20 protein-coding genes and 2 riboswitches are annotated in these 20328 nt (G+C 67.5%); of the genes, 9 read left to right on the forward strand and 11 right to left on the reverse strand.

Annotation, left to right across the window (positions count from 1 at the left end; translation table 11 throughout):
* Positions 1-208 precede the first annotated feature (208 nt).
* Positions 209-329: riboswitch (cobalamin riboswitch) on the forward strand.
* Between the two features lie 203 nt (positions 330-532).
* The 7 genes from JMJ95_RS12325 (at position 533) to hemL (ending at position 7217) form a co-directional block, all read left to right on the forward strand.
* On the forward strand, positions 533-1414 hold the full coding sequence (locus JMJ95_RS12325; RefSeq protein WP_290685777.1) for a sirohydrochlorin cobaltochelatase: 882 nt from the start codon (positions 533-535) through the stop codon (positions 1412-1414).
* Entirely contained in the window at positions 1411-2406 is a 996-nt protein-coding gene (locus tag JMJ95_RS12330) for an iron ABC transporter permease (protein ID WP_290685780.1), read from the forward strand. Before JMJ95_RS12325 ends, JMJ95_RS12330 begins: the two co-directional genes overlap by 4 nt.
* The gene (locus tag JMJ95_RS12335) at positions 2403-3176 is read left to right on the forward strand and encodes an ABC transporter ATP-binding protein (protein WP_290685783.1); all 774 of its coding nucleotides are present in this window, start codon (positions 2403-2405) and stop codon (positions 3174-3176) included. The genes JMJ95_RS12330 and JMJ95_RS12335 overlap by 4 nt, the downstream gene beginning before the upstream one ends.
* The gene (locus JMJ95_RS12340; RefSeq protein ID WP_290685786.1) at positions 3161-4057 is read left to right on the forward strand and encodes an ABC transporter substrate-binding protein; all 897 of its coding nucleotides are present in this window, start codon (positions 3161-3163) and stop codon (positions 4055-4057) included. Before JMJ95_RS12335 ends, JMJ95_RS12340 begins: the two co-directional genes overlap by 16 nt.
* Entirely contained in the window at positions 4054-4746 is a 693-nt protein-coding gene (locus tag JMJ95_RS12345; protein WP_290685788.1) for a precorrin-2 C(20)-methyltransferase, read from the forward strand. The genes JMJ95_RS12340 and JMJ95_RS12345 overlap by 4 nt, the downstream gene beginning before the upstream one ends.
* 34 nt (positions 4747-4780) lie before the next feature.
* Positions 4781-5698, forward strand: a complete 918-nt coding sequence (locus JMJ95_RS12350) for a hypothetical protein (protein WP_290685791.1) — start codon at positions 4781-4783, stop codon at positions 5696-5698.
* A 241-nt stretch (positions 5699-5939) separates the two neighbouring features.
* A complete protein-coding gene (gene hemL / locus JMJ95_RS12355) occupies positions 5940-7217 on the forward strand; it encodes a glutamate-1-semialdehyde 2,1-aminomutase (RefSeq protein WP_290685794.1) in 1278 nt (425 codons plus the stop codon).
* Here the strand turns inward: hemL and hemB are convergent.
* The 10 genes from hemB to JMJ95_RS12405 are packed head-to-tail and all read right to left on the reverse strand — an operon-like array spanning position 7204 to position 17691.
* On the reverse strand, positions 7204-8187 hold the full coding sequence (hemB, locus tag JMJ95_RS12360) for a porphobilinogen synthase (RefSeq protein WP_290685796.1): 984 nt from the start codon (positions 8185-8187) through the stop codon (positions 7204-7206). The two genes, hemL and hemB, sit on opposite strands and share 14 nt — an antisense overlap.
* Positions 8184-9650 (reverse strand): uroporphyrinogen-III C-methyltransferase, encoded by a 1467-nt coding sequence (gene cobA, locus JMJ95_RS12365; RefSeq protein WP_290685799.1) that lies wholly within the window; start codon positions 9648-9650, stop codon positions 8184-8186. Before cobA ends, hemB begins: the two co-directional genes overlap by 4 nt.
* Positions 9647-10570: a hydroxymethylbilane synthase gene (gene hemC, locus JMJ95_RS12370; RefSeq protein WP_290685802.1), complete on the reverse strand. Its 924-nt coding sequence runs from the start codon at positions 10568-10570 to the stop codon at positions 9647-9649. The genes cobA and hemC overlap by 4 nt, the downstream gene beginning before the upstream one ends.
* Positions 10567-11061, reverse strand: a complete 495-nt coding sequence (locus JMJ95_RS12375; RefSeq protein WP_290685805.1) for an NAD(P)-dependent oxidoreductase — start codon at positions 11059-11061, stop codon at positions 10567-10569. Before JMJ95_RS12375 ends, hemC begins: the two co-directional genes overlap by 4 nt.
* Positions 11054-12202, reverse strand: coding sequence for a hypothetical protein (locus JMJ95_RS12380; protein WP_290685808.1), 1149 nt, complete (start codon positions 12200-12202; stop codon positions 11054-11056). The genes JMJ95_RS12375 and JMJ95_RS12380 overlap by 8 nt, the downstream gene beginning before the upstream one ends.
* Entirely contained in the window at positions 12199-13920 is a 1722-nt protein-coding gene (locus JMJ95_RS12385) for a cobalamin biosynthesis protein (RefSeq protein ID WP_290685810.1), read from the reverse strand. The genes JMJ95_RS12380 and JMJ95_RS12385 overlap by 4 nt, the downstream gene beginning before the upstream one ends.
* The gene (gene cobM / locus JMJ95_RS12390) at positions 13917-14690 is read right to left on the reverse strand and encodes a precorrin-4 C(11)-methyltransferase (protein ID WP_290685812.1); all 774 of its coding nucleotides are present in this window, start codon (positions 14688-14690) and stop codon (positions 13917-13919) included. Before cobM ends, JMJ95_RS12385 begins: the two co-directional genes overlap by 4 nt.
* Positions 14677-15921 carry a precorrin-6y C5,15-methyltransferase (decarboxylating) subunit CbiE gene (cbiE, locus tag JMJ95_RS12395; protein WP_290685814.1) on the reverse strand — a complete coding sequence of 415 codons (1245 nt, stop codon included), beginning with the start codon at positions 15919-15921 and terminating at the stop codon, positions 14677-14679. Before cbiE ends, cobM begins: the two co-directional genes overlap by 14 nt.
* Entirely contained in the window at positions 15894-17042 is a 1149-nt protein-coding gene (gene cbiD / locus JMJ95_RS12400) for a cobalt-precorrin-5B (C(1))-methyltransferase CbiD (RefSeq protein ID WP_290685816.1), read from the reverse strand. The genes cbiE and cbiD overlap by 28 nt, the downstream gene beginning before the upstream one ends.
* 4 nt (positions 17043-17046) lie before the next feature.
* Positions 17047-17691 (reverse strand): precorrin-8X methylmutase, encoded by a 645-nt coding sequence (locus JMJ95_RS12405; protein WP_290685819.1) that lies wholly within the window; start codon positions 17689-17691, stop codon positions 17047-17049.
* 113 nt (positions 17692-17804) lie between these two features.
* A riboswitch (cobalamin riboswitch) is annotated at positions 17805-17978 on the reverse strand.
* Positions 17979-18121: 143 nt separating this feature from the next.
* Between JMJ95_RS12405 and JMJ95_RS12410 the strand changes: the two genes are divergently transcribed.
* Positions 18122-18790: a GntR family transcriptional regulator gene (locus JMJ95_RS12410; protein WP_290685822.1), complete on the forward strand. Its 669-nt coding sequence runs from the start codon at positions 18122-18124 to the stop codon at positions 18788-18790.
* Here the strand turns inward: JMJ95_RS12410 and JMJ95_RS12415 are convergent, their stop codons facing one another.
* Positions 18791-19111: a hypothetical protein gene (locus JMJ95_RS12415; RefSeq protein WP_290685825.1), complete on the reverse strand. Its 321-nt coding sequence runs from the start codon at positions 19109-19111 to the stop codon at positions 18791-18793. It lies immediately after the preceding gene.
* Positions 19112-19496: 385 nt separating this feature from the next.
* On the opposite strand from JMJ95_RS12415, the gene JMJ95_RS12420 reads away from it, so the two are divergent.
* Positions 19497-20249, forward strand: a complete 753-nt coding sequence (locus JMJ95_RS12420; RefSeq protein ID WP_290685827.1) for an SH3 domain-containing protein — start codon at positions 19497-19499, stop codon at positions 20247-20249.
* The last annotated feature ends 79 nt before the right edge of the window (positions 20250-20328 follow it).

Raw genomic sequence — 20328 nt, forward strand, 5'->3', positions numbered from 1 at the left:
AAACGGGGAAAAGAGCTTCAACCGCCCGAAAAGGAGAAAAAACCGTGGGACGGGGAAACGAAAAGGGTTCACTTCCCCGTCCGGGGACCTGTCTCTTCTCTTGGGGAACGAACCTGCGGATTTAGGTCGGACACCTTTCCTTGACAAACTCCGCCGGGAGGTCATAATATCAGGAACGAAAGCCCGAAGGGCTTTCGCCGCATGATGCTCGGGAAGCCGGTGAAAATCCGGCGCGGACCCGCCGCTGTAAGCCTGACGAACCCATCGGTCCACTGGAGGGGAAACCTCCGGGAAGGGATGGGGGAGGACGAAGGCAAGCCAGGAGACCGGTCGTGCGGAACCAGGGAAGACTCGCGAGGAATCGAGGCCGCCTTTTCGCAGCACCACCGCCGAAACCGCATCCATTCAAAGGGGCCGATCCGCACAGGACGGCCCCTTTCGTTTTCGGAAGCGGGCGGTGGATTCCTTTCTTCCCGGAGCATTCCCCGGACATCTTTCATCATTTCGGGAGGAGAACAGGATGAGGAAGAACATGGCAACATTACTGCTGCTGGGACTTGCGGCTGTCGGCCTGCTTGCGGGCGCGGCCGCAGCGTCGGAAAAGGCCGGATCGGAAAAGAGGGGTATTCTGCTCGTGGCCTTCGGAACCTCCGAGCCCGAGGCCCGGGGAGCCGTCGACCGAATCGCGGAGACGGCCCGGAAGACGTTTCCGGATGCGGAGGTGCGGCTCTCCTACACGTCGAACATCATCCGCAGGAAGATCCTCAAGGAGGAGGGGCTTGCCGTAGACTCCCCCCTCATCGCCCTGGCGAAGATGCAGGACGAGGGATTCACCTCGGTGACGGTGCAGTCCCTTCATATTATAGCCGGCGAGGAATTCCACCAGCTCGCGTCGGTGGTCCGCACCCTGGGGACGGTCCGGGGCAAGTACGGCTTTTCCCGGCTCTCCCTCGGTACCCCTCTCCTCACGACCCTCGAGGACTACCGGAAGACGGCGGAGCTTCTGAAGACGAAATACGGCTCCCTTGCCGACGACGGCGAGATCGTGGTGTTCATGGGCCACGGCACCCACCACGGTGCAAATGCCGCCTATTCGCAGATGCAGATGATCTTCGACGAGGAAAGGTTGCCGTTCGTCCTTGGCGTGGTGGAAGGTTTCCCCGATCTGGAGGGCGTGAAGCGGCGCCTGGCCGCCCTGAAGCCCGGGAAGGTGACCCTCGTCCCGTTCATGGTGGTGGCCGGCGACCATGCCCGGAACGATATGGCCGACGAGGACGACCCGGAATCGTGGATCTCCGTGCTCCGGAAGGAAGGCTACAGCGTGGAGGCTGTCATGAAAGGCCTCGGCGACGGAGAAGGCCTGGCGGAGCTGTTCGCGGACCATATCCGGAAGGCCTCCGGGAGCAGGCAGTGACCGGGGCGTCGGGAAGACCGGGACGAAGGCTGTTTTTCGCGGGGCTGCTCCTTCTTCTGGGTGGAGCGGTTCTGTGGCGTCTTCTCGCGGGGGACATGCCCCTTTCTCCGGCGGCGGTGGCGGAGATTCTCCTGTCGCCCTCCCCGGCGGCCTCACCCCAGGAAATCCTGGTGGTCCGCTCGGTCCGCTTACCCCGCCTGCTGGCGTCCCTGGGCGCGGGGGCGTCCCTGGCGGTGTCGGGGGCGGTCCTCCAGGGCGTGCTCGGGAATCCCCTGGCTGAGCCCTACACCCTGGGCATCGCCGCCGGGGCCGCCTTCGGTGCGTCCCTGGCCATTTCCCTGGGGGGGATCTGGGTCTCCGGGGCCGCCTTCGCGGGGGCCCTGGCCGCTCTGGGGCTGGCCCTGCTGCTCTCCCGGCTTTCCGGGCGTGGAGAGCAGCTCTCCATGGTCCTGTCGGGCATCGTGGTGAGCTCCGTCCTCTCGGCGGGGGTGACCCTTTTCAAGGCCCTGGCGGACGAGAGGGTGTCGGCCATCGTGCTCTGGCTCATGGGGAGCTTCTCCGGGGCATCCATGAGGGAGGCCGGGGCGGTGTGCGCAGGGGCGGCCCTGCTCTTCGGCGCCGCCCTGTGGTGGGGCAGGGATCTGGACGCCATCTCCCTCGGCGAGAACCGGGCGGTGTTCCTCGGGGTGGAAGAGGGGAAGATCAAGACGGTTCTGCTGGTGCTGGCCTCCCTGACGACGGCCTTCACCGCGGCCTCCTTCGGCATCATCGGCTTCGTCGGACTGGTGGGGCCCCACCTCGTGCGGCTTGTCCTGGGACCGTCCCACCGGCCCCTGCTCGCCGCCTCCTTCCTGGGCGGGGCGGTGCTTCTCGCCGGTGCCGACGGTCTGGCGAGATCCCTGGGCGAGCTGCCCGTGGGAGTGATCACGGCCCTTGCCGGGGGACCGGTGTTCTGCTGGATTCTTGTGAGAGAAAGGGGGAAAGGTGCATGACGGGTCTTTCGGTGCGGGATCTTTCGGCAGGATACGGCGGGAGAACGGTCCTCCGGGGAATCTCCGGGGACTTTCCCCCGGGTGCCCTGACCTTCATCCTCGGCCCCAACGGCAGCGGAAAGAGCACCCTGCTCCGGGCCCTCGGGGGCGCTCTCCCCTACAGCGGAACCGTAACCTTCCGCGGACGGGACGCCGCGTCCCTCCCCTCCCGGGAGCGGGGCCGCCTGGTGGGCGTGGTGACCCAGTCTCCTTCCCTGAACTTTCCCTTCACCGTGGAGGAGGTCATCGCCATGGGGCGGCTCCCCCACAGGAAGTTCTTCGGAGGCCCCGATGTCCGGGGCAGGGAGGCGGTGCGGCGGGCCGCGGAGGCCATGGAGCTTGAGGACCTGCTGGATCGGTCACTGACCACCCTGTCCGGGGGCGAGCGCCAGAGGACCATGATCGCCCAGGCCATCGCCCAGGAGCCCGAGGTGTTCCTCTTCGACGAGCCCTCCTCAGCCCTGGACCCGAGGCACACCCTGGCCCTCTTCCGGTATCTCCGGCAGGCCGCCCGGGAGGGGAAGATCGTGGTGGCGGCGGTTCACGACATCAACCTCGCGGCGGAGTTCGGCGACTGTGTCTGGATATTGGGCCGGGACGGCCTCGCCGCGTCAGGGAAGGTGAAGGACGTCCTCACCGGGGACGTTCTTTCCTCGGTGTACGGCGTCTCCTTCGCACCCCTCGGGCGGGGGGGCGGGGAAGGGGAACGGGTGCTGTGGCGGGCCGTCTGACCCTTCCGGCCGTTCTGATTCTGCTGCTTGCGGCCTGTCTTCCCGCATCAGGGGAGATCCGGATTTCCGACGACAGCGGCAGGACCGCGGTCCTGGAGCAAGCAGCCCGGAGGGTGGTTTCCCTCTACGCCGGGCACAGCGAGAACCTCCTGGCCCTCGGCGCGGGAGACGCCATCGCCGGAGTGTCGGCATCCGACGATCCGATCCTTTTCCCTGGAGTTCCGGTACTGCCCATGCGGGCTGACGGGGAGCGCATCCTCGCCCTTCGCCCGGACCTGGTGCTGCTGCGGCCCCAGGGAGAGGCGGCGGCGGAAGGGGTGATCCGGCTCCTGGAGAAGGCCGGCGTGCCGGTGGTCTCCCTGTCGCCGCCAACCTGGGAGACCATGGAGGCCTACCTCGCCCGGCTGGGAGCTCTCGTCGGCGTTGCGGACCCGGCACTGCCCTGGCGGGAGACGGTGTCCGCCCTGGAGCGCACCGTCCCGGCGGGGAAGCGTCCCCGGGTCTTCCTGGAAAGCTCTTCCAGGGGGCTGATGACATGTTCCCCCTCCTCCTGGGCCGCCCGGGTGATCGCCCTGGCCGGGGGGGAGAACGCCGCGTCCGGTGCGGTCCCTCTCCGTCTCGGGAGCCCTCTGGCCCCGTGGGGGGAGGAGCGGCTGCTCGCCCTCGCCGGGGAGGGGATCGACGTCTACCTCGTGCAGGTGGGGGCCATGAATCCGGCGGCGGGCGATGTAATGGCGAGGCCGTGGATTTCCGGTCTCGGGAACGCCCGGATCGTGCCGGTGCCTGAAGAGCTTGTAAGCCGCCCGTCCCTCCTGCGGCTGGAGGACGGGGTGGAATGGCTGCGGGGCGTGCTGCACCCTGAAGGAGGAAAAAGGCCATGAAATTCTGGGGAGTGGGCCTCGGCCCCGGCGATCCCGAACTTGTTACGCTGAAAGCGCTGCGCATCCTCCGGGAGGCCGGGGCGGTGTTCGTCCCCCTGTCGGGGAAAGGCCGGGAGAGCGTCGCCGGTACCATCCTTGGCGCTCACCTGGACCGGGAGACCACCCCCCTCCATTTCCCCATGGAGCGGGACGATGCCCGGAGGGACGCCCTGCTCCGGGATGAGCTGCGGAGGACCCGCCCCCTCTGGGAAGGAGTGTCCTCCCTGGCCCTGCCGGTGATCGGGGACTCCGCCCTGTACGCCACGGCGGCCTATCTTTACGATCTTTTGAAGGAAGAAATCCCGGAACTCTCCCTGGGACTTGTCCCGGGCATTTCGGCCCATTCCCTGGCCTCGTCCAGGGCGGGTCGGTTTCTCGCCCTCGGGGACGAGAGCCTGTCGGTGATTCCCGGCACTGCGCCGGCGGAGCGGGTGCGGGCCATGCTCGCCGCGTCGGACGGGGCGGCCATCTACAAACCCTCGGCCCTCGGCGGAGAGCTCCGGTCGGTGGTGGAGTCCACGGGCCCGTGGAAGACCATCCTGCGGGTGGACCGGGCGGGCATGGAGGACGAGCGAATCGTGGAGGGGGATGGGGCTCTCGTCCCTTCGGGGGAGTACCTGAGCGTGGTGGAGCTCCTCCGCCGGAGATGACCGGCGGGGGAGCGTGGAAGGAGAGGAAGGGACCGTGGGAAGCGTCGACTGGAGCGGACTGCTGAAGGGCATGGGGCTCCTGGCCCTGTCCGTGTCGGGCGGGCTCGCCCTGGGAAAGGCCATCATCGCCCTGTCCCTCCCCGAACGGTTTCTGGGCTCCCTGCTGCCTCGGCTGCGCCGTCTTCGGATTCCGGCCCAGGTCCTCTTCGCCCTCGGAGTGAGCCTGGGATCCTCCCGGGCGGGGGCGGCTCTCGTGGCGGAAGCCTACGGCCAGGGGATCCTCTCGGAGCGGGAAGCCCTGTTCGGCACTCTGCTCCAGTCCTTTCCCGGCTACCTGAAGCGGTGGCTCGTCTCCTTTCCCGTGGCGGCGGCTCTCGCGGGCACGGCGGGGGCTATCTACTCCTTGGCCGTGCTGGCCCGAAGCTTCTGCCGCTTCCTGTTCTTCCTGTTCCTTCTCCGGGGGAGGGGGAGCGCAGGGGACGAAATAACCGCCGGCAGCGGTGAGGAAGGACGGAAGGGAAGGGATTTCTCCTTCCTCGGGACCCTGGTGAGGACCCTGCCGCCCGCCTGGGCCTTCTACGCCCTGGCCTACTTGGTCACCCCCGCCCTCCAGGAATGTATCGAGGCCAGGGGAGCCTCTTTCCCGCTGCTTTCGGCGGCGGGGTGGACCGTGGCGGCGGCGTCCTTCGCCCATGTCAACGCGGCCCTCGGGGTGGCGGGGGGCGCCCTGGCGTCGGGGAGCCTTACCACCGCCCAGGCGGTGCTGGCCCTGCTGACGGGGAACATGCTCGCTGTGCTCTCCCGGGTGCTGCGGCAGGACATCGCCTTCTGGATCGGCATCTTTCCGGGGCGGATGGTCCGGTCCCTGTTCGTGTGGAACCTCGCCACACTGGTGGCGGCCATGGCGGCGACGGTCTGCCTGGCGGCAATCCCCGTACTGTGGGGATGGTAAAAGGCGGGACTATATTCCTAAATCCGCACCTCAGCGGGGAGCGTCATTGGGGAACGCTTGGGCGGGGGGGTGCAGATTGTCGTTCGTGACAACTGCACCCCCGCCCCGGGGGGATTTCTCCGCAAAGCGCGCGGAGCGAGATTTCTTCGTCCCCGGCGGGGAGAATTCACCTTGTGCCCGGCGGCACTCCCCCTGCCGTAGAATGCTCATGCTGTGGGCAGAGAAAGAGAGGTTGATTGTTATGGCGACGAGTGCGGAGTGGTTTGCCCGGGCGAAGGAATCCCTCGCCGGGGGAGTGAACAGCCCTGTCCGCTGCTGGCGGGGCGTGGGGGGAGATCCCCTGTTCTTTTTCCGGGGGGAGGGCCCCTACCTCTACAGCGTGGAGGGGAAACGCTATACCGACTACGTGGGGAGCTGGGGCCCCCTCATCCTCGGCCACGGCCACCCCGAAGTGGTGGAGGCCGTCTGCCGCGCGGCGTCATACTCCACGTCCTTCGGGGCGTGCTGTCCCGCCGAGGTGGAGCTTGCCGAGGAAGTGAAGGGGGTTTTCCCCTCCATGGAGCTGCTCCGGTTCGTCTCGTCGGGGACGGAGGCGGTGATGACGGCCCTTCGGGTTGCCCGGGGGTTTACGGGGCGGGATCTTGTGGTGAAGTTCGAAGGGTGCTACCACGGCCACTCGGACAGCATGCTGGTGAACGCCGGGAGCGGCGCCCTGACTCTGGGACATCCCGACAGCGGCGGAGTGCCTGCTTCCGTGGCGTCCGCCACGGTGGTTGTGCCCTACAACGACGAGGAGAAGGTCGCCGAGGCCTTCCGTCTCTTCGGCGGCCGTATCGCCGCCGTGATCGTGGAACCCTGGGCGGGGAACATGGGCCTGGTGCCCCCTAGCGAAGGCTTTCTGCCCTTCCTGCGGGAGATCACGGAAAAGAACGGCGCCCTGCTGGTATTCGACGAGGTGATCACCGGCTTCCGGGTCCCCGAAGGGGGCGCCCAGCAGAGAGCCGGTATCGTCCCCGACCTCACCTGCCTGGGAAAGATCATCGGCGGGGGGCTTCCCGTTGGGGCCGCGGGCGGGCGCCGGGAGGTCATGGAGGTGCTTGCACCCCTCGGGCCGGTGTACCAGGCGGGAACCCTCTCGGGGAACCCCCTGGCCATGGCGTCGGGACTGGCCACCCTCGGGGTGCTGAAGCGGGAAGGCGTCTACGACCGTCTGGAAGAGACGGCCGTCCTGCTTGCCGACGGACTGAAGGACGCCGCCTCCCGTGCCGGGATCCCCCTGTCGGTCTCCCGGTTCGGCTCGGTGCTGGGGCTGTTCTTCGCTTCCCGGCTCCCCCGGAACCTCGGGGAGGTGAAGGGGACGGACGGGGCGAAATACCCCTCTTTCTTCCACGGCATGGAGGAAAGGGGGCAGTACTTCGCGCCGTCGCCCTTCGAGGCAGCCTTCGTCTCCCTGGCCCACGGCCGGGAGGTGGCGGAGGAGACTCTCGCCGCCGCCGGGGAGGTCTTTACCTCCCTGTGACCATGCGGGCCACTTCCACGGCGGCGTAGGTGATCAAAATGTCCGCTCCCGCCCTGCGGAGGGCGAGGTGGGCCTCCAGGAGACCCCTGGGACCGTCCAGGGAACCGGCGTTGGCCGCATGGCGGAGCATCATGTACTCGCCGCTCACCAGGTAGCAGGCCAGGGGCAGCAGGGTGGACTCCCGGAGCCGGGAGAGAATGTCAAGATAGAGGAGGGAGGGTTTCACCATGAGGATGTCGGCCCCTTCCTCCTCGTCGAGAAGGGACTCCCTGAGGGCCTCTTTCCAGTTGGTGGAGGCCATCTGGTAGGACCGCCGGTCCCCGAAGGAGGGGGCGCTGCCCGCTGCGTCCCGGAAGGGACCGTAGAAGGCGGACGAGAACTTGGAGCTGTAGCTCATCACCGGCAGGGAGGAGAATCCCCCGTTGTCCAGGGCCCTCCTGATGGCGGCCACCTGACCGTCCATCATGGCGGAAGGGGCCACCATGTCCGCCCCTGCCCGGGCGTGGCTGAGGGCGATGCGGCCGAGCTCGAGGACCGTGGGGTCGTTGTCCGCGGTGCCGTCCTCCTTCAGAAGGCCGCAGTGGCCGTGGTCGGTGTACTCGCACATGCAGACGTCGGTGACGAGAAGGATTTCCCTGCCGTAGCGCTCCTTCAGCCGTCTGAGTCCCTGCTGCACCGGCTGGTCTTCCGCCCAGGCGGACGTCCCCCGGGGGTCTTTCCGGGAGGGGAGCCCGAAGAGCAGGAAGGACCGGATTCCCGCCTCCAGGGCGGTGTCCACCGCCTCGTGCAGGCGGTCAGGGGAGATGTGGTCCGCCCCGTGCAGGGAGGGAACGGGTTTTCGCACCCCCGTGCCGGGAACCGTGAAGAGGGGAAGGATCATCTGTCTCGGCTCGAGGGAGACCTCCCGCACCAATTCCGCCAGGACGGGGTGCTCCCGCAGGCGGCGCATTCGGTTTATCATTCCGTTCATTCTTTTTCCTCCGTCGATTTTCGATTTTTCAGCTCCGCCAGCAGGGCGGCGAGGGATTCCATGGTCGGCTCGGCCATCACGAGGGGCTTCCGTCCCAGGAGGAGTTCCGCAGCCGCGGCGCAGGGCCTTCCCCACCCCACCGGAACCGTACCCTCCGGCAGGGACAGGCCCGCCGTTTTCCAGGCCCGAACCAGGGCGGTGCTGCCGAAGACTGCGGCGTCCAGTCCCGTCTCCTCCCACAGGGATGGGTAGCTCTCCCATCCGGGGGGCAGGCTCGGGACCATGCGGTAGGCAGGGATGTTCACGACCTCCGCTCCCCGGGCGCGCACGGCGTCCTCCGGGAGGGAGGACCCCGCCTCGTTCCGGAAGAAGACGACGAGCTCCCCGGGCTTTACCCGTCCGGCGAGCAGGGACGCCAGAGCCTCCGACGTGGAGGGCCCGGCCTCGCCGTCCGCCCTGAGGCCCGTGCGGGCGAGGGCGGACGTGGTACCCGGGCCGATAGAGGCGATGTTCCCCCGGAGGGTCCGCAGGTCGGTCCTCCGGGGGAGGAGGGCGGCGCCCCTGGGGCTTGTGACCACGATCCAGTTCGCCCGCGCAAGGAGGTCCTCCTCACCGGGGAAGGGCAGTTCCTCCTCCGCGAGGAGGGGGAGGCTGAAGCCGTCGGCTCCCAGGCCCTCCAGGAATCGTGCGGTGTCCCAGCTCTCGGGGGAGGGGCGGACCACGGCGACCTTCAGACCCGCCAGGGGACCCCGGTCGGGGGAGAGGGCAAGGCCGGCCGTTCCGCCCGCCGTCACGACGGCGGGGGCGCGCAGAACCGGGGGACTGCCGGCCAGGGGAAACCGTACCGTGGAGGCGCATCCCCACCCGCCCCTGGTGACCGCCGCACAGGGGGTGTCCGGGGCCATGCCGTTCGCTTCCAGGAACCGGGCGAGGCTGCCCCAGGACGAGGCTCCCATGTAGACCGCCAGGGTGCCTCTTCCTTCGGCGACGGCCTTCCAGAGTGCTTCCCGGGGGGCGCCGTTGTCCTCCGAATGTCCCGTGGCAAGGGTAAGGGAGTCGGCCAGGCCGCGGTGGGTGGGTGGGATGCCCGCTCTTCCGAGACCTCCGATGGCGGCGGTGATCCCCGGGGTGTAAGTCCAGGGAATGCCCTCCTTTTCCAGGGCGAGGGCCTCCTCGCCCCCCCGGCCGAAGACGAAGGGGTCTCCGCCCTTCAGGCGGACCACCGTTTCCTTCGCCTTTCCAAGTTCCGCGAGGAGGGCGTTGATCTCCGGCTGTTTCAGGCTTGTCCTCCCTTTCCGCTTGCCGGCGGCGTGGAATTCGCACGTCCGGGGGGCGAGCTGGAGCAGGTCCGGGTGGATGAGGCTGTCGTAGACTACGGCGTCAGCCCGCCGGAGGAGTTCCATTCCTTCGAGGGTGATCCACAGGGGGCCGGCGCATCCCGCCCCCACGAGGTGGACGGTCATGGCCGTCCCTCCGCTCCCGCCAGGCTCTCGGCGAACAGCCGCACTGCCTCCGGCGATTCCCGGAACCGTTCGCCCAGGGCCGCCCCGGCCCTGACGGCCTCCTCATCGGAAGCGACGGGGCAGGAGCAGGAGAGGCGGACGCTCTCCCGGCCGTGGGGATCGAGAATCTCCGCCTCGAGGACGAGGATCCGGCCCTCCATGCGGGCGAGGGCGGCGAAGGGGACATGACATCCTACCCCGAGGGTCCGAAGCAAGGAGCGCTCGGCCAGGGAGCAGAGAAAAGTCTCCCGGTGGGCGACCGACCGGCCCAGGGAGAAGAGGGGCGAGTCAAGGGGCGCCTCCAGGGCGATGATGCCCTGGCAGGGAGCGGGGAGGAAGGGAAGACTCTTCGTCCCGGGGGAGCGGATTCCCATGCGCTCCAGCCCGGCGGCGGCGAGGACGAGGGCGTCGTACAGGCCATCCTCCAGTTTTTTCAGGCGGGTGGTGAGGTTCCCCCGGATCTCCCGGACGGAGAGGCAGGGCCGGACCCGGAGGAGCTGGGCTTTCCTGCGGGGGCTCGACGTGCCCACCACGGCCCCTTCCGGCAGGGTCTCCAGGGTGTGCCCCTTGCGGGAGACAAGCACGTCCTCCGCGGAATCCCGGGGGAGGACCGAGGCGATCTCGAGGCCGTCACGGCAGCAGGAGGGAACGTCCTTGAGGCTGTGGACGGCCCCGTCCCCATTTCCGCAGAGGAGGGCCTCCTCGATGCAGCCGGAGAAGGCGCCCATCCCGCCGAAGGAGCAGAGGGGGCTGACGGTGTCCCGGTCGCCCCGGGTGGACCAGGGAACGATCTCCACGGCCACGCCCTTCTCCCGGAGAGGAACGGCCATCCGTTCCGCCTGCAGCAATGCAAGGGTGCTGCCCCTGGTAAGCAGTTTCATGGGCGGTTCTCCTTTTTTTCTTCTGTGTTTTCGAGGCTGTGCCGGAGCCGTTTTTTCAGGGCGGCCGACCCGGCGGGGTTTCCGCCGCCGCTTCCCGCGCCGACCACAAAGTCTTCCCACCGGAACTGGGCCGCCAGGGCCCAGGAACCGAGTTCCGGCGCGCCGCAGCAGTTGAGCAGGCACCCCGTCCCCTCCGCCAGGGGGAGGACGTCCGCCGTCTCCTTCGCGGGAAGGGCCAGCAGGGCGAGGCGGTGCACCGAAAAATCCTTTCGTTCCGCCGTTCGGCGCTCCCACCGGATGGTCCCCTTCGCGGCGAGGGATTGCAGCTCCGGCACGGCCTCCGGGGAGACGAGGTCAACGGCGGCCCCCCCGTTCAGGAGGGTGCGGATCTTCCGAAGGCCCACGGGACCTCCTCCAACCACGAGGATCGGGCCCGAGGCCGGGGAGAGGCAGATCATGAGGGAGAAGTTCCCGGGCTGCGGCTCAGTCATCGACCGGCTCCTCCATGTCGCCGGAGAGAATTTTCCAGAGCCTCCGGGCGTGGGGGTCCGATTCGGCGAAGGCGGGGGAGAGGAGGGCCTTCACCACGCTCCATCCCATGCGGCGGAGAGATTCCCTATCGGCGCCGGTTTTCCGGGCCGTGAGCTCGGCCCGTTCTTCCACGATGCGCTCCGCCCGGAGCAGGACGAGGCGCTTGTAGGTCTCCGCCGAAAGGGAGGCGAGCTCCGCGCAGACTGACCGGGCCGCCTCGGCCGCCTCGCTCTCGAGCCGCCTGAGTTTTGTGCGGTACTCCGCCGCTGTTTCCGCCGCCTCGCCCGCGAGATCGTCGATAGCCAGGAGGAACGGGGAGACCCCTGCGCTCCGCTCCACCTGGGGAGGGGAGCCGAGGTCGAAAATCCTCTGTCCTTCCTTCCTCTCGGCAAAAGAAAAGAGGGGTTCCGGAGCTCCCGTGCAGAAGAAAAGAGCGTCGAAGGCCGCCGCCCGCCCCCGCCATTCCTCCCAGGGAAGAAAGGGCACCCCCAAAGTTTCCGCCAGGGACCGGCCCCGCCCCGGGGAACGGTTGGTCACCGACAGGGGAACGGCCAGCCCCGCAAGGATCCGGGCCGTTTCTTCCCCCATCTTCCCGGCCCCAACGACAAGGGACGGAACGGAAGGAAAGGAGGGGTGATCCCGGAGCTTTCCCGCCATGAGCCGGGGCACGGAGGGTTCCCGGCCAGGGTGGTAGCAGGTCCGCAGGAGCTTGGCCATCCGGAGGCAGCCCTGGAAGAGGCGGTGGAGCCAGGGGCCGCAGAGGTCGCCCGCTTCCCCGTAACTCTCCCGGACCTGACCCACGATGGAGGACTCGCCGCAGGCCATGCTCTCCAGGCCGAGAAGCACCCGAAGGAGGTGAAGCACAGCCTCCTCCCCGGAGAGCGTCCGGGCCCGGGGGTGGAGAAGCTCCTCCGGCACGGTAGCGCCCGGAGGCAGGCGGAGATAGATTTCCGTCCGGTTACAGGTGGACACGGGGACCGCCTCGAGGATGCGCCCTTTCTCCCTGAGGGCAGGGAGGGAGACCCATGCGTTTTTCGCCCTGTCCCGCTCGGCGGTGGAGGCGGCCGTGTAGTCCAGGGAGATGCAGAAGAGGTTCTTCATGAGTTCGCCTCCCGTTCTCCGGCCCGCTCCGCCCGGTAACCCCTCCGGTCCAGCAGAAGGTCCCCCACGCGCTCCACCGACGACCCGGGAAGAAGCAGAAGGGTGCGCATGTCCACGCCGTCCGCCGACAGGGATTCCAGGGGGAGCCGCCGGACCGAGGCGCCGGGGCGTCCGGCGTCCCGGACGAGGTGGACTTCACTGTACCCCGCTGCGCCGAAGATCTCCCGCACCGCCGCCAGCTTCTCGTCCAGTTCGCGCTTCACCGGGTTGTACAGGGCAATGGTGAGGCCCGACCGAGCGGCGCCCTCCAGGGCCTGCCGGACATTCTCCCATGGCTGGAGGTAGTCGGACAGGGAGAGGAGCGCCAGGCCGTTTACGTAGGGAGCTCCGGTCATGAGCCCCGCGGCCTGGGCCGCGGTGACCCCCGGAATCACCGATGCCGGAACCCGTCCCCGGGCCGTGCGGAGGGCAAGGGCCGCGAGGCCGAAGAGTACCGGGTCACCCCCGGAGAGAAGGACCACCCTGTTCCCCCCTTCGGCGAGAGAAACGGCCCTCTCCACCCGTTTTTCCTCCTCCCCCATGGAGTAGGTCTCCACGGTCTTCCCGCGGAGCCAGGCCGGGGGAAGGAGTTCGGCGTAGCGGCGGTATCCCACCACGGCATCGGCCTCCTCGAGAGCCCGCCGTCCCTCGAGGGTGAGGTATTTGCCGTCCCCGGGGCCCGTACCGAGGACGGTGAGCCTTCCGCCTTCCGGGTGCGAAAGCAGGGAGAAGGCAACGGTGACACCGTCGGAGGCGGTCCGCCTGCCGAGGAGAGGTCCCGCCGAAGCGGCGCAGGGTTCGGCCACGCCGGGAAGGCCGAGATGGCGGGATGCCGCCGAGGGAGTGAAGTCCCCGTCCAGTGAGAGGATCTCCTCCCGGTCCACCACCACGACCGGGACACCAAGTTCTCCGGCCAGGGCCGAGAGGCCCGGTTCGTCCCCCTTCTCCTCCACGGTGCGGATCTCCGCCAGGCTTTCCGCCGGAAGCCCTTCCGCCTCCAGGGCCAGGAAGAGTACCCTCCGCAGGGTATCCAGGTCCGTTCCCCTCCGGCAGCCCATGCCGGCGGCGATGCACCGGGGAACGAGCTGGACCTGCCGGGGGGCGAGATCCCTTCCGTAGGGGGAGATGATGACCGAGGCCTCGCCGGGAGACTGGGCGGGACGGTAGCCCTCCGGCATGGGGGGAAGGGCGGCGGGCACGTCGGTCCACCAGGAGATGACTCTCGCTTCAAGAAAGGCCCGGTTCACGGCGGGAAGGCCTGCCCTGCCCAGGAGCTTCCAGCTCCGGCGAGAGGCCAGGAGGTCCGGGGCGGTGAGACCGGCCCGGTCGCTGCTGGTGGTGAGCAGGAGAGAGGCTCCGGTCCTGCCGGCGATCCTTTCGGCGAAGTCCCTTCCTCCGCCGAGGTGGGCGCAGGTGACGGGGAGTACCGTGGAGCCGTCCTCAGTGACCACGAGAACCGCAGGGTCGGTCTCCTTGTCCCGGAGATGGGGGGCAGCAGCCCGGACCGCCACTCCGAGGGAGGAGACGAAGACCAGGGCGTCAGCGGCGGTCCACCACCGGGCGACCGTTTCGGAGAGAGCCCCGGGGGCCACCCTGACCACCGTTTCGTCTCCTCCCTCGGCGAGTCGCCCGGCCAGGGCCTCGCCGGGAGCGGAGAAGCAGAAAAAAGCGGCCCTCATTCCGCTCCCTCCCGGCAGCCGTGGGAGAAGGAGGGGGAATAGAGTAGGCTGCGGGCGTCCGTTGCGGCGAGGCATTCCCCGGCGATGATAAGGGCATGGCGGACGATGCCGTGTTTCTTCATGAGAGCCGGGAGTTCGGCGAGGGGAGCGGTGAGAATCTTCTCGTCCTCCCAAGAGGCCCTGTAGACGCATGCCGCCGGGGTACCGGGGGAGAAGCCCCCCTCCACGAGGTCTTCCGCCACGGCTTCGGCTTGGTCCGCGCTCAGGAAGATCACCATGGTGGTCCCGACGGCGGCGAGGCGGCGGAGGTCTTCCTCCCGGGGCACCGGCGTGCGCCCGGCCCTGCGGGTGCAGATCACCGTCTGGTTTCCCCCGGGGACGGTGTACTGGATGCCCAGGGCGGCCGCAGCGGCCTGGAAGCTGCTGACACCGGGGATGAACTTCACGGAAAAGCCCTGTTTCTCCAGGAGGCGCTTTTGTTCCGCCGCGGCGCCGAAGAGGCTCGGGTCCCCCGTGTGAAGGCGCACCACCGGTATCCCCCGGGCTGCAGCGTCCGCCATGAGGGCCACCTGTTCCTCCAGGGAGAGGCCGGAGGAGTCCGCCCGTTCGCACCCCGGAGAGCAAAAATCGAGGAGCTCGGCGTTCACAAGGCTGCCGGCGTAGAGCACCAGCCCGGCTTCCTCGAGGGCTTTTTTCCCTTTGAGAGTGAGGAGTTCCGGGTCTCCGGGGCCCGCCCCCACGAAGAGTATGTTTTTTTCAGTTGTGTTCATGGTCCGAACCGTCCTTGTCTGCATTCCTGTCCGCATAGACGAGAAACACGGGGTTTGCCGCCGTGAGCATCCATGAGCCGCCTGCCTCCGCCGAGGAGGACGGGGCGATGTGGAGCACTTCGGGGCGGCTTCCGAGACTTTTGAGGGCTTTCCATGCCCTGTCGGCCGTGGAGGGCATGTTCGCCGTCGCCAGGAGTCTTCCGCCGGGCAGGAGCTTCTCCCATGCGGCTTCGATAACGGCCTCGACGGCACCGCCGTGGCCTCCCACCACGACCCTGGTGCACCGGGGGAGGGAAGCCAGAGCCTCCGGAGCCTGACCTCCCACGAAGCGGACCGGGAGACACCCGGCCCGTTCAGCGTTTTTCCGGGCGGCGGCGAGGGCGTCCGCCGAACGCTCCACGGCGAAGACCGTTCCGGTTCCCGTCCGTCGGCCCAGCTCCACGGTGATACCGCCGGAGCCCGCGCCGATTTCGAGGACGGCCTGTCCGTCCAGGGGATGGAGCAGCGAGGTAACCAGGGCCCGGCAGGCCGCCTTGGACAGGGGCACCCCCGGGGCCCGGACGAACCATTCGTCGGGGAGCACTCCCAAACTTCCGGGCGGAAGGGACCCCGGTCCGAGAAGGAGCAGGGCGAGCTCCCCGACCTGCCCTTCTCCGGCAAGGCCGAAGAGGGTGGTCCGGAGGATTCGCTCCTCCGGGTAGCCCAGGTTCTCCGCCAGTACCGCCGGGCGGTCGGGAAATCCACGGTCCTTCAGGAAGGCGGCCACTGCCGGGCCGGTGTTCTTCCGGTCGAGGAGGAAGAGGGTTCCCCGGTCCTCCCGGAGGTATTTCAGGGCGTCATCCAGGGGGCGGCCGTGGAGGCTCGCGGTCTCCGTGCCGTTCCACTGGATTCCGAGCCGGGCGAAGAGAACCTGGAAGCTGCTTACCCCCGGAACGACTTCCATCTCCTCCGGGGCGAACCGGGTTCCCAGCTTTCCGAGGAGGCTGTAGAAGCAGGGGTCTCCCGAAAGCAGCAGGGCGACCTTTCCCGTGTTCCGCTTCTCTTCGAGGCGGTCCAGAAAGGCGTCGAGGCTGCCCTCGAGGGAAAGGAGTTCCTTTCCGCTTTCCCGGTAGGGTTCCAGGTGGCGTGGCCCCCCGGCGAGGATGTCAGCCCCGGCGATGGCCTCCCGGGCCGCAGGAAGAAGAAAGTTCCCCGGACCCGGGCCTACGCCGACGACGGCAATTCTGTCCATGGCCGGGCCTCCTTTCCGATCTCCGGGAAGCTCCCGAGAACCTCCCCGTCCAGGGAGAGCACGGCCACCCCGAGGGGAACCGCTCCGCCCATGAGGAGGGAGCTGCGCCGATGGGCCCGCTCCGCCACCAGGGAAAAAACGGAGGAGAGCCCCCACTGCCGGAGCAGGGGTACAGCTTCCTCGGCCAGGGGGAGGGAGAGAAGCTCGCGGATCTGTTCCTTCGACGCCCCTTCGGCGCCGGCGCAGGCAGCCAGGGTCTCGAGGCGGGCGTCACCGAAATCGCAGTGGGTGTTGAAGAGGCCGGCGGCCACCTTGGCCCACTTGCCCACGTGGCCGAAGAGATGGACCGGTCCCGCACCCCGGGACGCGCACTCCTTCAGGGCGTGGCCCACGTGGTCCCCCATGCGGACGATGAGCTCCCGGGGCGCGCTGAACCGCTCCGCCAGGCATTTCTCTCCCACGTAGCCGGGAACGAGGAAGACTGTGCCGGGACGGGGGGAGTCGAAGGCCAGGGCTGAGGAGATGTAGATGTCGATGGAGGCCAGGTAGGCGGCGGTGGACTTGGGCTCCACGATGCCCGTGGTGCCCAGGATGGAGATGCCTCCCTCGATGCCGAGACGGGGGTTCCAGGTCTTCTTCGCCCGCTCTTCCCCCTCCGGGGCGGACAGGACAATCCCGATGCCCTGCCCTTCGGGAAGAAGGGCGCCTACCTCCGACTCGATCATGCGGCGGGGGCCGGGGTTGATGGCCCATTCGCCGGGGGGAACGGGAAGCCCGTTCCTGGTGACCCTCCCTATGCCGGGGCCGCCTGAGAGGGTCACCCCGGGTCGGGACGACGGCCGGGCCTCGGCGGCAATGAGCATGCCGGAGGTGCCGTCGGGGTCGTCGCCCGAGTCCTTCCGGACGGCGCACCGGGAGACCTTCTCCGAAAGGAAGCAGTCCTCCAGGGGAAGGGTGAGGGACTGCCCTCCGGGAAGGGTAACCGTGACGGAGGTCAGGAGGGTGCCGGAAAGGAACATCCGGGCGGCTCCCTTCGCCGCCGCCGCAGCGCATGTTCCCGTGGTGTAGCCTCTCCGCAGGCCCCCGGTGTATCCCAGTTCGTCGAAGGGCTTCCCGTCCACGGTCCTACTCCTTTTCGGCGAGGCGGATAAGGGCGTTCACTATGGCCGCCGCCGCCGAGCTGCCTCCCTTGGGGCCGGGGGCGGTGATCCAGGGGCAGTCCAGGGCGGCCGTCTCATCGTGGGATTCCGCCGCGCCCACGAAGCCCACGGGAATACCCACCACGAGGGCAGGCCTGCAGAGGCCCTTCCTCACCTGGTCGCACACCTCGAAGAGGGCCGTGGGCGCATTCCCTATAGCCACTATGGAGCCGTCAAGGAGGGGAAGGGCCTTCCGCATGGCTGCCCTGGCCCTGGTGGTGGCGGCCCGCTTCGCGTCCTCCGCCACGTCGGGGTCGTTGAGGAAGCAGAGCACGGGGCTTCCCGTCCGCTCCAGGGCGGAGCGGCGGATTCCCGCCCTCACCATCTCCACGTCGGTGATGACCGGGGCTCCCCGCCGCAGGGCTTCCACGCCGGATTCCACAGCGCCGGGGGAGAACCGGAAGGTCTTCGCCCAGTCCACCTCCGTGGTGGCGTGGGCGATGCGCAGGACAACCTCCCGCTCTGCGGGGGAGCCGGCATACTCTCCCAGAAGCCCCTCCAGGATCCGGAAGCTCTTCTTCTCGATCTCCCCGGGGGAAAGATAACGGTCCGGCTTTTCTCTTTCGTTCATGATGCCTCCTCAAAAAGGGGCGGACCCCCGCGCAGGGAGGTCCGCCCCTTGACCTTCTTTCAAACGTGAAAAGATCTCCAGGGAAGCCGACCCGAACCCTCGCAGGCGTCACACCGAAATATCCCCTCCAGGGTCTTCTGGCTTCCCTCATCCTCGCCCGCCCCTTCCCGGAATTCCCGGTGGTATGGCGGACTCGTCAGGTACACAGCGGCGGGACCGCGCCGGATTCGCACCGGCCTTCCCCTTGGAGAAGAATCGTTCTTTCATATGTGATCATCGTAAACTCAGCGGCCGAAAGTGTCAATCTTCTGTTTGTCGCCTGTTTCCTGTCATCCTGAGCGACGGCGATCCCGTCCGCTCGGGATGACAATTCATTGGGTATAGTATAATATGCAATGTATAAGATTTCTTGATGCACGGGGAGGACATCATGCTGTTGAAGGAAAAGTACAAGACGAAGTCCGGTTTCGTGTACGAGCTGATGCGGGAGAAAATCGTCTCCGGAGAGTGGCCCCAGGGGATGAACATCATCGTCGCCTCGGTGGCGAGGGATCTCGGCGTCTCGGCCATTCCCGTGCGGGAAGCCATGAAGCTCCTGGGGGCCGAGGGGCTCGTTGTGCTCGAACCTCACAAGGGCGCCAGGGTGACCGAGTTCGACCCGGAAAAAATCATGGAAGTCATGTCCGTCCGGGGCGTCCTCGAGGGGTACGCTGCCGCTGCGGCTCTTCCGTTTCTGGATGCTGAAACTTTTGCCGACCTTCACCGCAGGGTCGAGGAGATGGACGATTTCGTCCGGGCCGGGCAGTGCGACCGGTTCATCGCGGCGAACAAGGAATTTCACCGGGCGATCTATTCGAAGGGGCCCTTTCCTCTGCTGAACGAAATGATCTTCAAGCTCTGGGACGGCGGCGGGTTCTCCCATATCGTCTTCGCCTTCCGTCCCGAGAGGATGGAAGTGGCCGGCCGGGACCACAGGGCCATCCTCGAATCCCTGGAAAAGAACGACGGCGAAAGTGCCGAGCGGCTCATCCGGGAGCACAAGCTCGGTCTCGCGAGGGTGTTGTGCGCCATGGGGAAGAAGGGCTCCTCCGACCGCTGATCAGCGGGGAAGGCCCCTTTCTTCCGTCCGGCGGTTCCTGAACTTTCCGCCCCGCCGCCTCTCCTTTTTCGTCATCTTTTCCCAGGCTTCTTCCCCCAGTCCTTCAGCGTCGACGATATTCCTCCAGGCGACCGTGTCCAGGCGGACGGCATTGTCCGTTTCTGCTCCGTGTTCCTTCAGGTACCTCCAGGCCGGCAGTCCCCGGGCAAAGGATTCTTCCCCGTCGGCGGCGTCGAGGGCCTGAGGAACAAGCGAAAGTGCCTCTGCAAGGACGAGGCGCGGACATGACTGTCCCTCCCCGGCAGTGTTCTTTCGGATCATAGTGGTTTTCTGAAGGAGGAGTGTCAAGCCTAAATCCGCACCTCAGCGGGGAGTGTCACCGGGGAACGCTTGGGCGGGGGGTGCAGATTGTCGTCCTTGACAACTGCCCAAGCGATCAACACGGCTCCCTGCGTTCGCCGGTTGCCTGCTTGTGAAACCGACATCCGTGTCGGTTTTTCTCCCCCGGGCGCTGTCCCCCAGGGGATAATCTCTTCGCCCCTGGCGGGGCGAATTCACCTTATGCCCGGCGACACTCCCTCTGCCTGAAAAACCTGCGGATTTAGGTCAAGCCTTCCCAGATGACGGGATGTGGTATATAGTATTTGCGATGATCTGAAAACACCGACTTTTCCAAAAGGGGCGATGGATGATGTTCTCGAGGAAAATGAAAGTGTGTCTTGCGGCCCTCGGACTGCTTTTGGCGGCCTCCGCCGCTTGCCCGGGTGAGGTGGATCCGGTGCTCGTCAGGATCACGGGATCGTCAGTGAATATTCGGTCCGAGGCTTCCAGGACGGGAAAAGTGATCGGCCGCTTCGCGGGGGGAGAGCCGGCCGTAGTGCTCCGGGAGAAGCAGGATGCCGATGTCTATCCATGGCTCCTGGTGATCGCCAGGGTTCCATGGCCGGACGGTCCCGTGGTGGAGGGGTGGGTCTACGGCCGGTACGCGGAACCCCTGCCCCAGGGAGAGTGGCTGGGGAATCCGGCAGGGGCCCAGGGGAGAGCCTTCAACGCTTTTTTCCTTGCCACCAGGGAGCGGTTCGGCAGCACCGCCGAAGAGGCGGTGATGAAGCTGGGAAAACCGCTTTCCCGGAACGACCGGGAGGTAGCCGGTCGGCATGACCCGTCCTACATGGTGACCTTTACCGATCTGTCCTACCCGGGCCTCGAACTCCGGTATTTCTCCACGAAGGACAGCAGGGCCCTCATAGGGGCCAGGGTGACGGACGGGGACTACGTCCTCGGCAGGTCAGTCCGTCTGGACGCGTCGCCCCGGGAGGTCTATATGGAGCTCGGTCCGCCCCTGTTCCAGGACGGGACTGTCTTCGGCTGGTCAGACGAGGCTGAGTACGCTACGCTGCAGGTGACTTTTTCCGGGGGGAAGGCACTCCTGGCGGATTTTTCCGTGGAACCTGACTGATTCGGCAGCGGCCCTTTCTTCGGAGGGGTCGCTTTTTTCTTTTCCCGCCGGTGCTCCCGGGCCGGAACTTTTTTCGGAG

Origin of the sequence: Aminivibrio sp., assembly GCF_016756745.1 — a bacterium.
Lineage (GTDB): Bacteria > Synergistota > Synergistia > Synergistales > Aminobacteriaceae > Aminivibrio.

Excerpts from the sequence above, each read along its gene's own strand:
- cobA (WP_290685799.1), bottom strand. The coding sequence starts at position 9,650 with ATGACCGTCCACCTCGTGGGGGCGGGATGCGCCGGCCCCCTGTGGATC.
- JMJ95_RS12420 (WP_290685827.1), top strand. The coding sequence starts at position 19,497 with ATGAAAGTGTGTCTTGCGGCCCTCGGACTGCTTTTGGCGGCCTCCGCC.
- JMJ95_RS12380 (WP_290685808.1), bottom strand. The coding sequence starts at position 12,202 with ATGAAGAACCTCTTCTGCATCTCCCTGGACTACACGGCCGCCTCCACC.
- cbiE (WP_290685814.1), bottom strand. The coding sequence starts at position 15,921 with ATGGACAGAATTGCCGTCGTCGGCGTAGGCCCGGGTCCGGGGAACTTT.
- JMJ95_RS12385 (WP_290685810.1), bottom strand. The coding sequence starts at position 13,920 with ATGAGGGCCGCTTTTTTCTGCTTCTCCGCTCCCGGCGAGGCCCTGGCC.
- JMJ95_RS12335 (WP_290685783.1), top strand. The coding sequence starts at position 2,403 with ATGACGGGTCTTTCGGTGCGGGATCTTTCGGCAGGATACGGCGGGAGA.
- JMJ95_RS12375 (WP_290685805.1), bottom strand. The coding sequence starts at position 11,061 with ATGACTGAGCCGCAGCCCGGGAACTTCTCCCTCATGATCTGCCTCTCC.
- JMJ95_RS12325 (WP_290685777.1), top strand. The coding sequence starts at position 533 with ATGGCAACATTACTGCTGCTGGGACTTGCGGCTGTCGGCCTGCTTGCG.
- JMJ95_RS12415 (WP_290685825.1), bottom strand. The coding sequence starts at position 19,111 with ATGATCCGAAAGAACACTGCCGGGGAGGGACAGTCATGTCCGCGCCTC.
- hemB (WP_290685796.1), bottom strand. The coding sequence starts at position 8,187 with ATGAACGGAATGATAAACCGAATGCGCCGCCTGCGGGAGCACCCCGTC.
- hemC (WP_290685802.1), bottom strand. The coding sequence starts at position 10,570 with ATGAAACTGCTTACCAGGGGCAGCACCCTTGCATTGCTGCAGGCGGAA.
- JMJ95_RS12410 (WP_290685822.1), top strand. The coding sequence starts at position 18,122 with ATGCTGTTGAAGGAAAAGTACAAGACGAAGTCCGGTTTCGTGTACGAG.
- cobM (WP_290685812.1), bottom strand. The coding sequence starts at position 14,690 with ATGAACACAACTGAAAAAAACATACTCTTCGTGGGGGCGGGCCCCGGA.
- JMJ95_RS12405 (WP_290685819.1), bottom strand. The coding sequence starts at position 17,691 with ATGAACGAAAGAGAAAAGCCGGACCGTTATCTTTCCCCCGGGGAGATC.
- JMJ95_RS12345 (WP_290685788.1), top strand. The coding sequence starts at position 4,054 with ATGAAATTCTGGGGAGTGGGCCTCGGCCCCGGCGATCCCGAACTTGTT.
- hemL (WP_290685794.1), top strand. The coding sequence starts at position 5,940 with ATGGCGACGAGTGCGGAGTGGTTTGCCCGGGCGAAGGAATCCCTCGCC.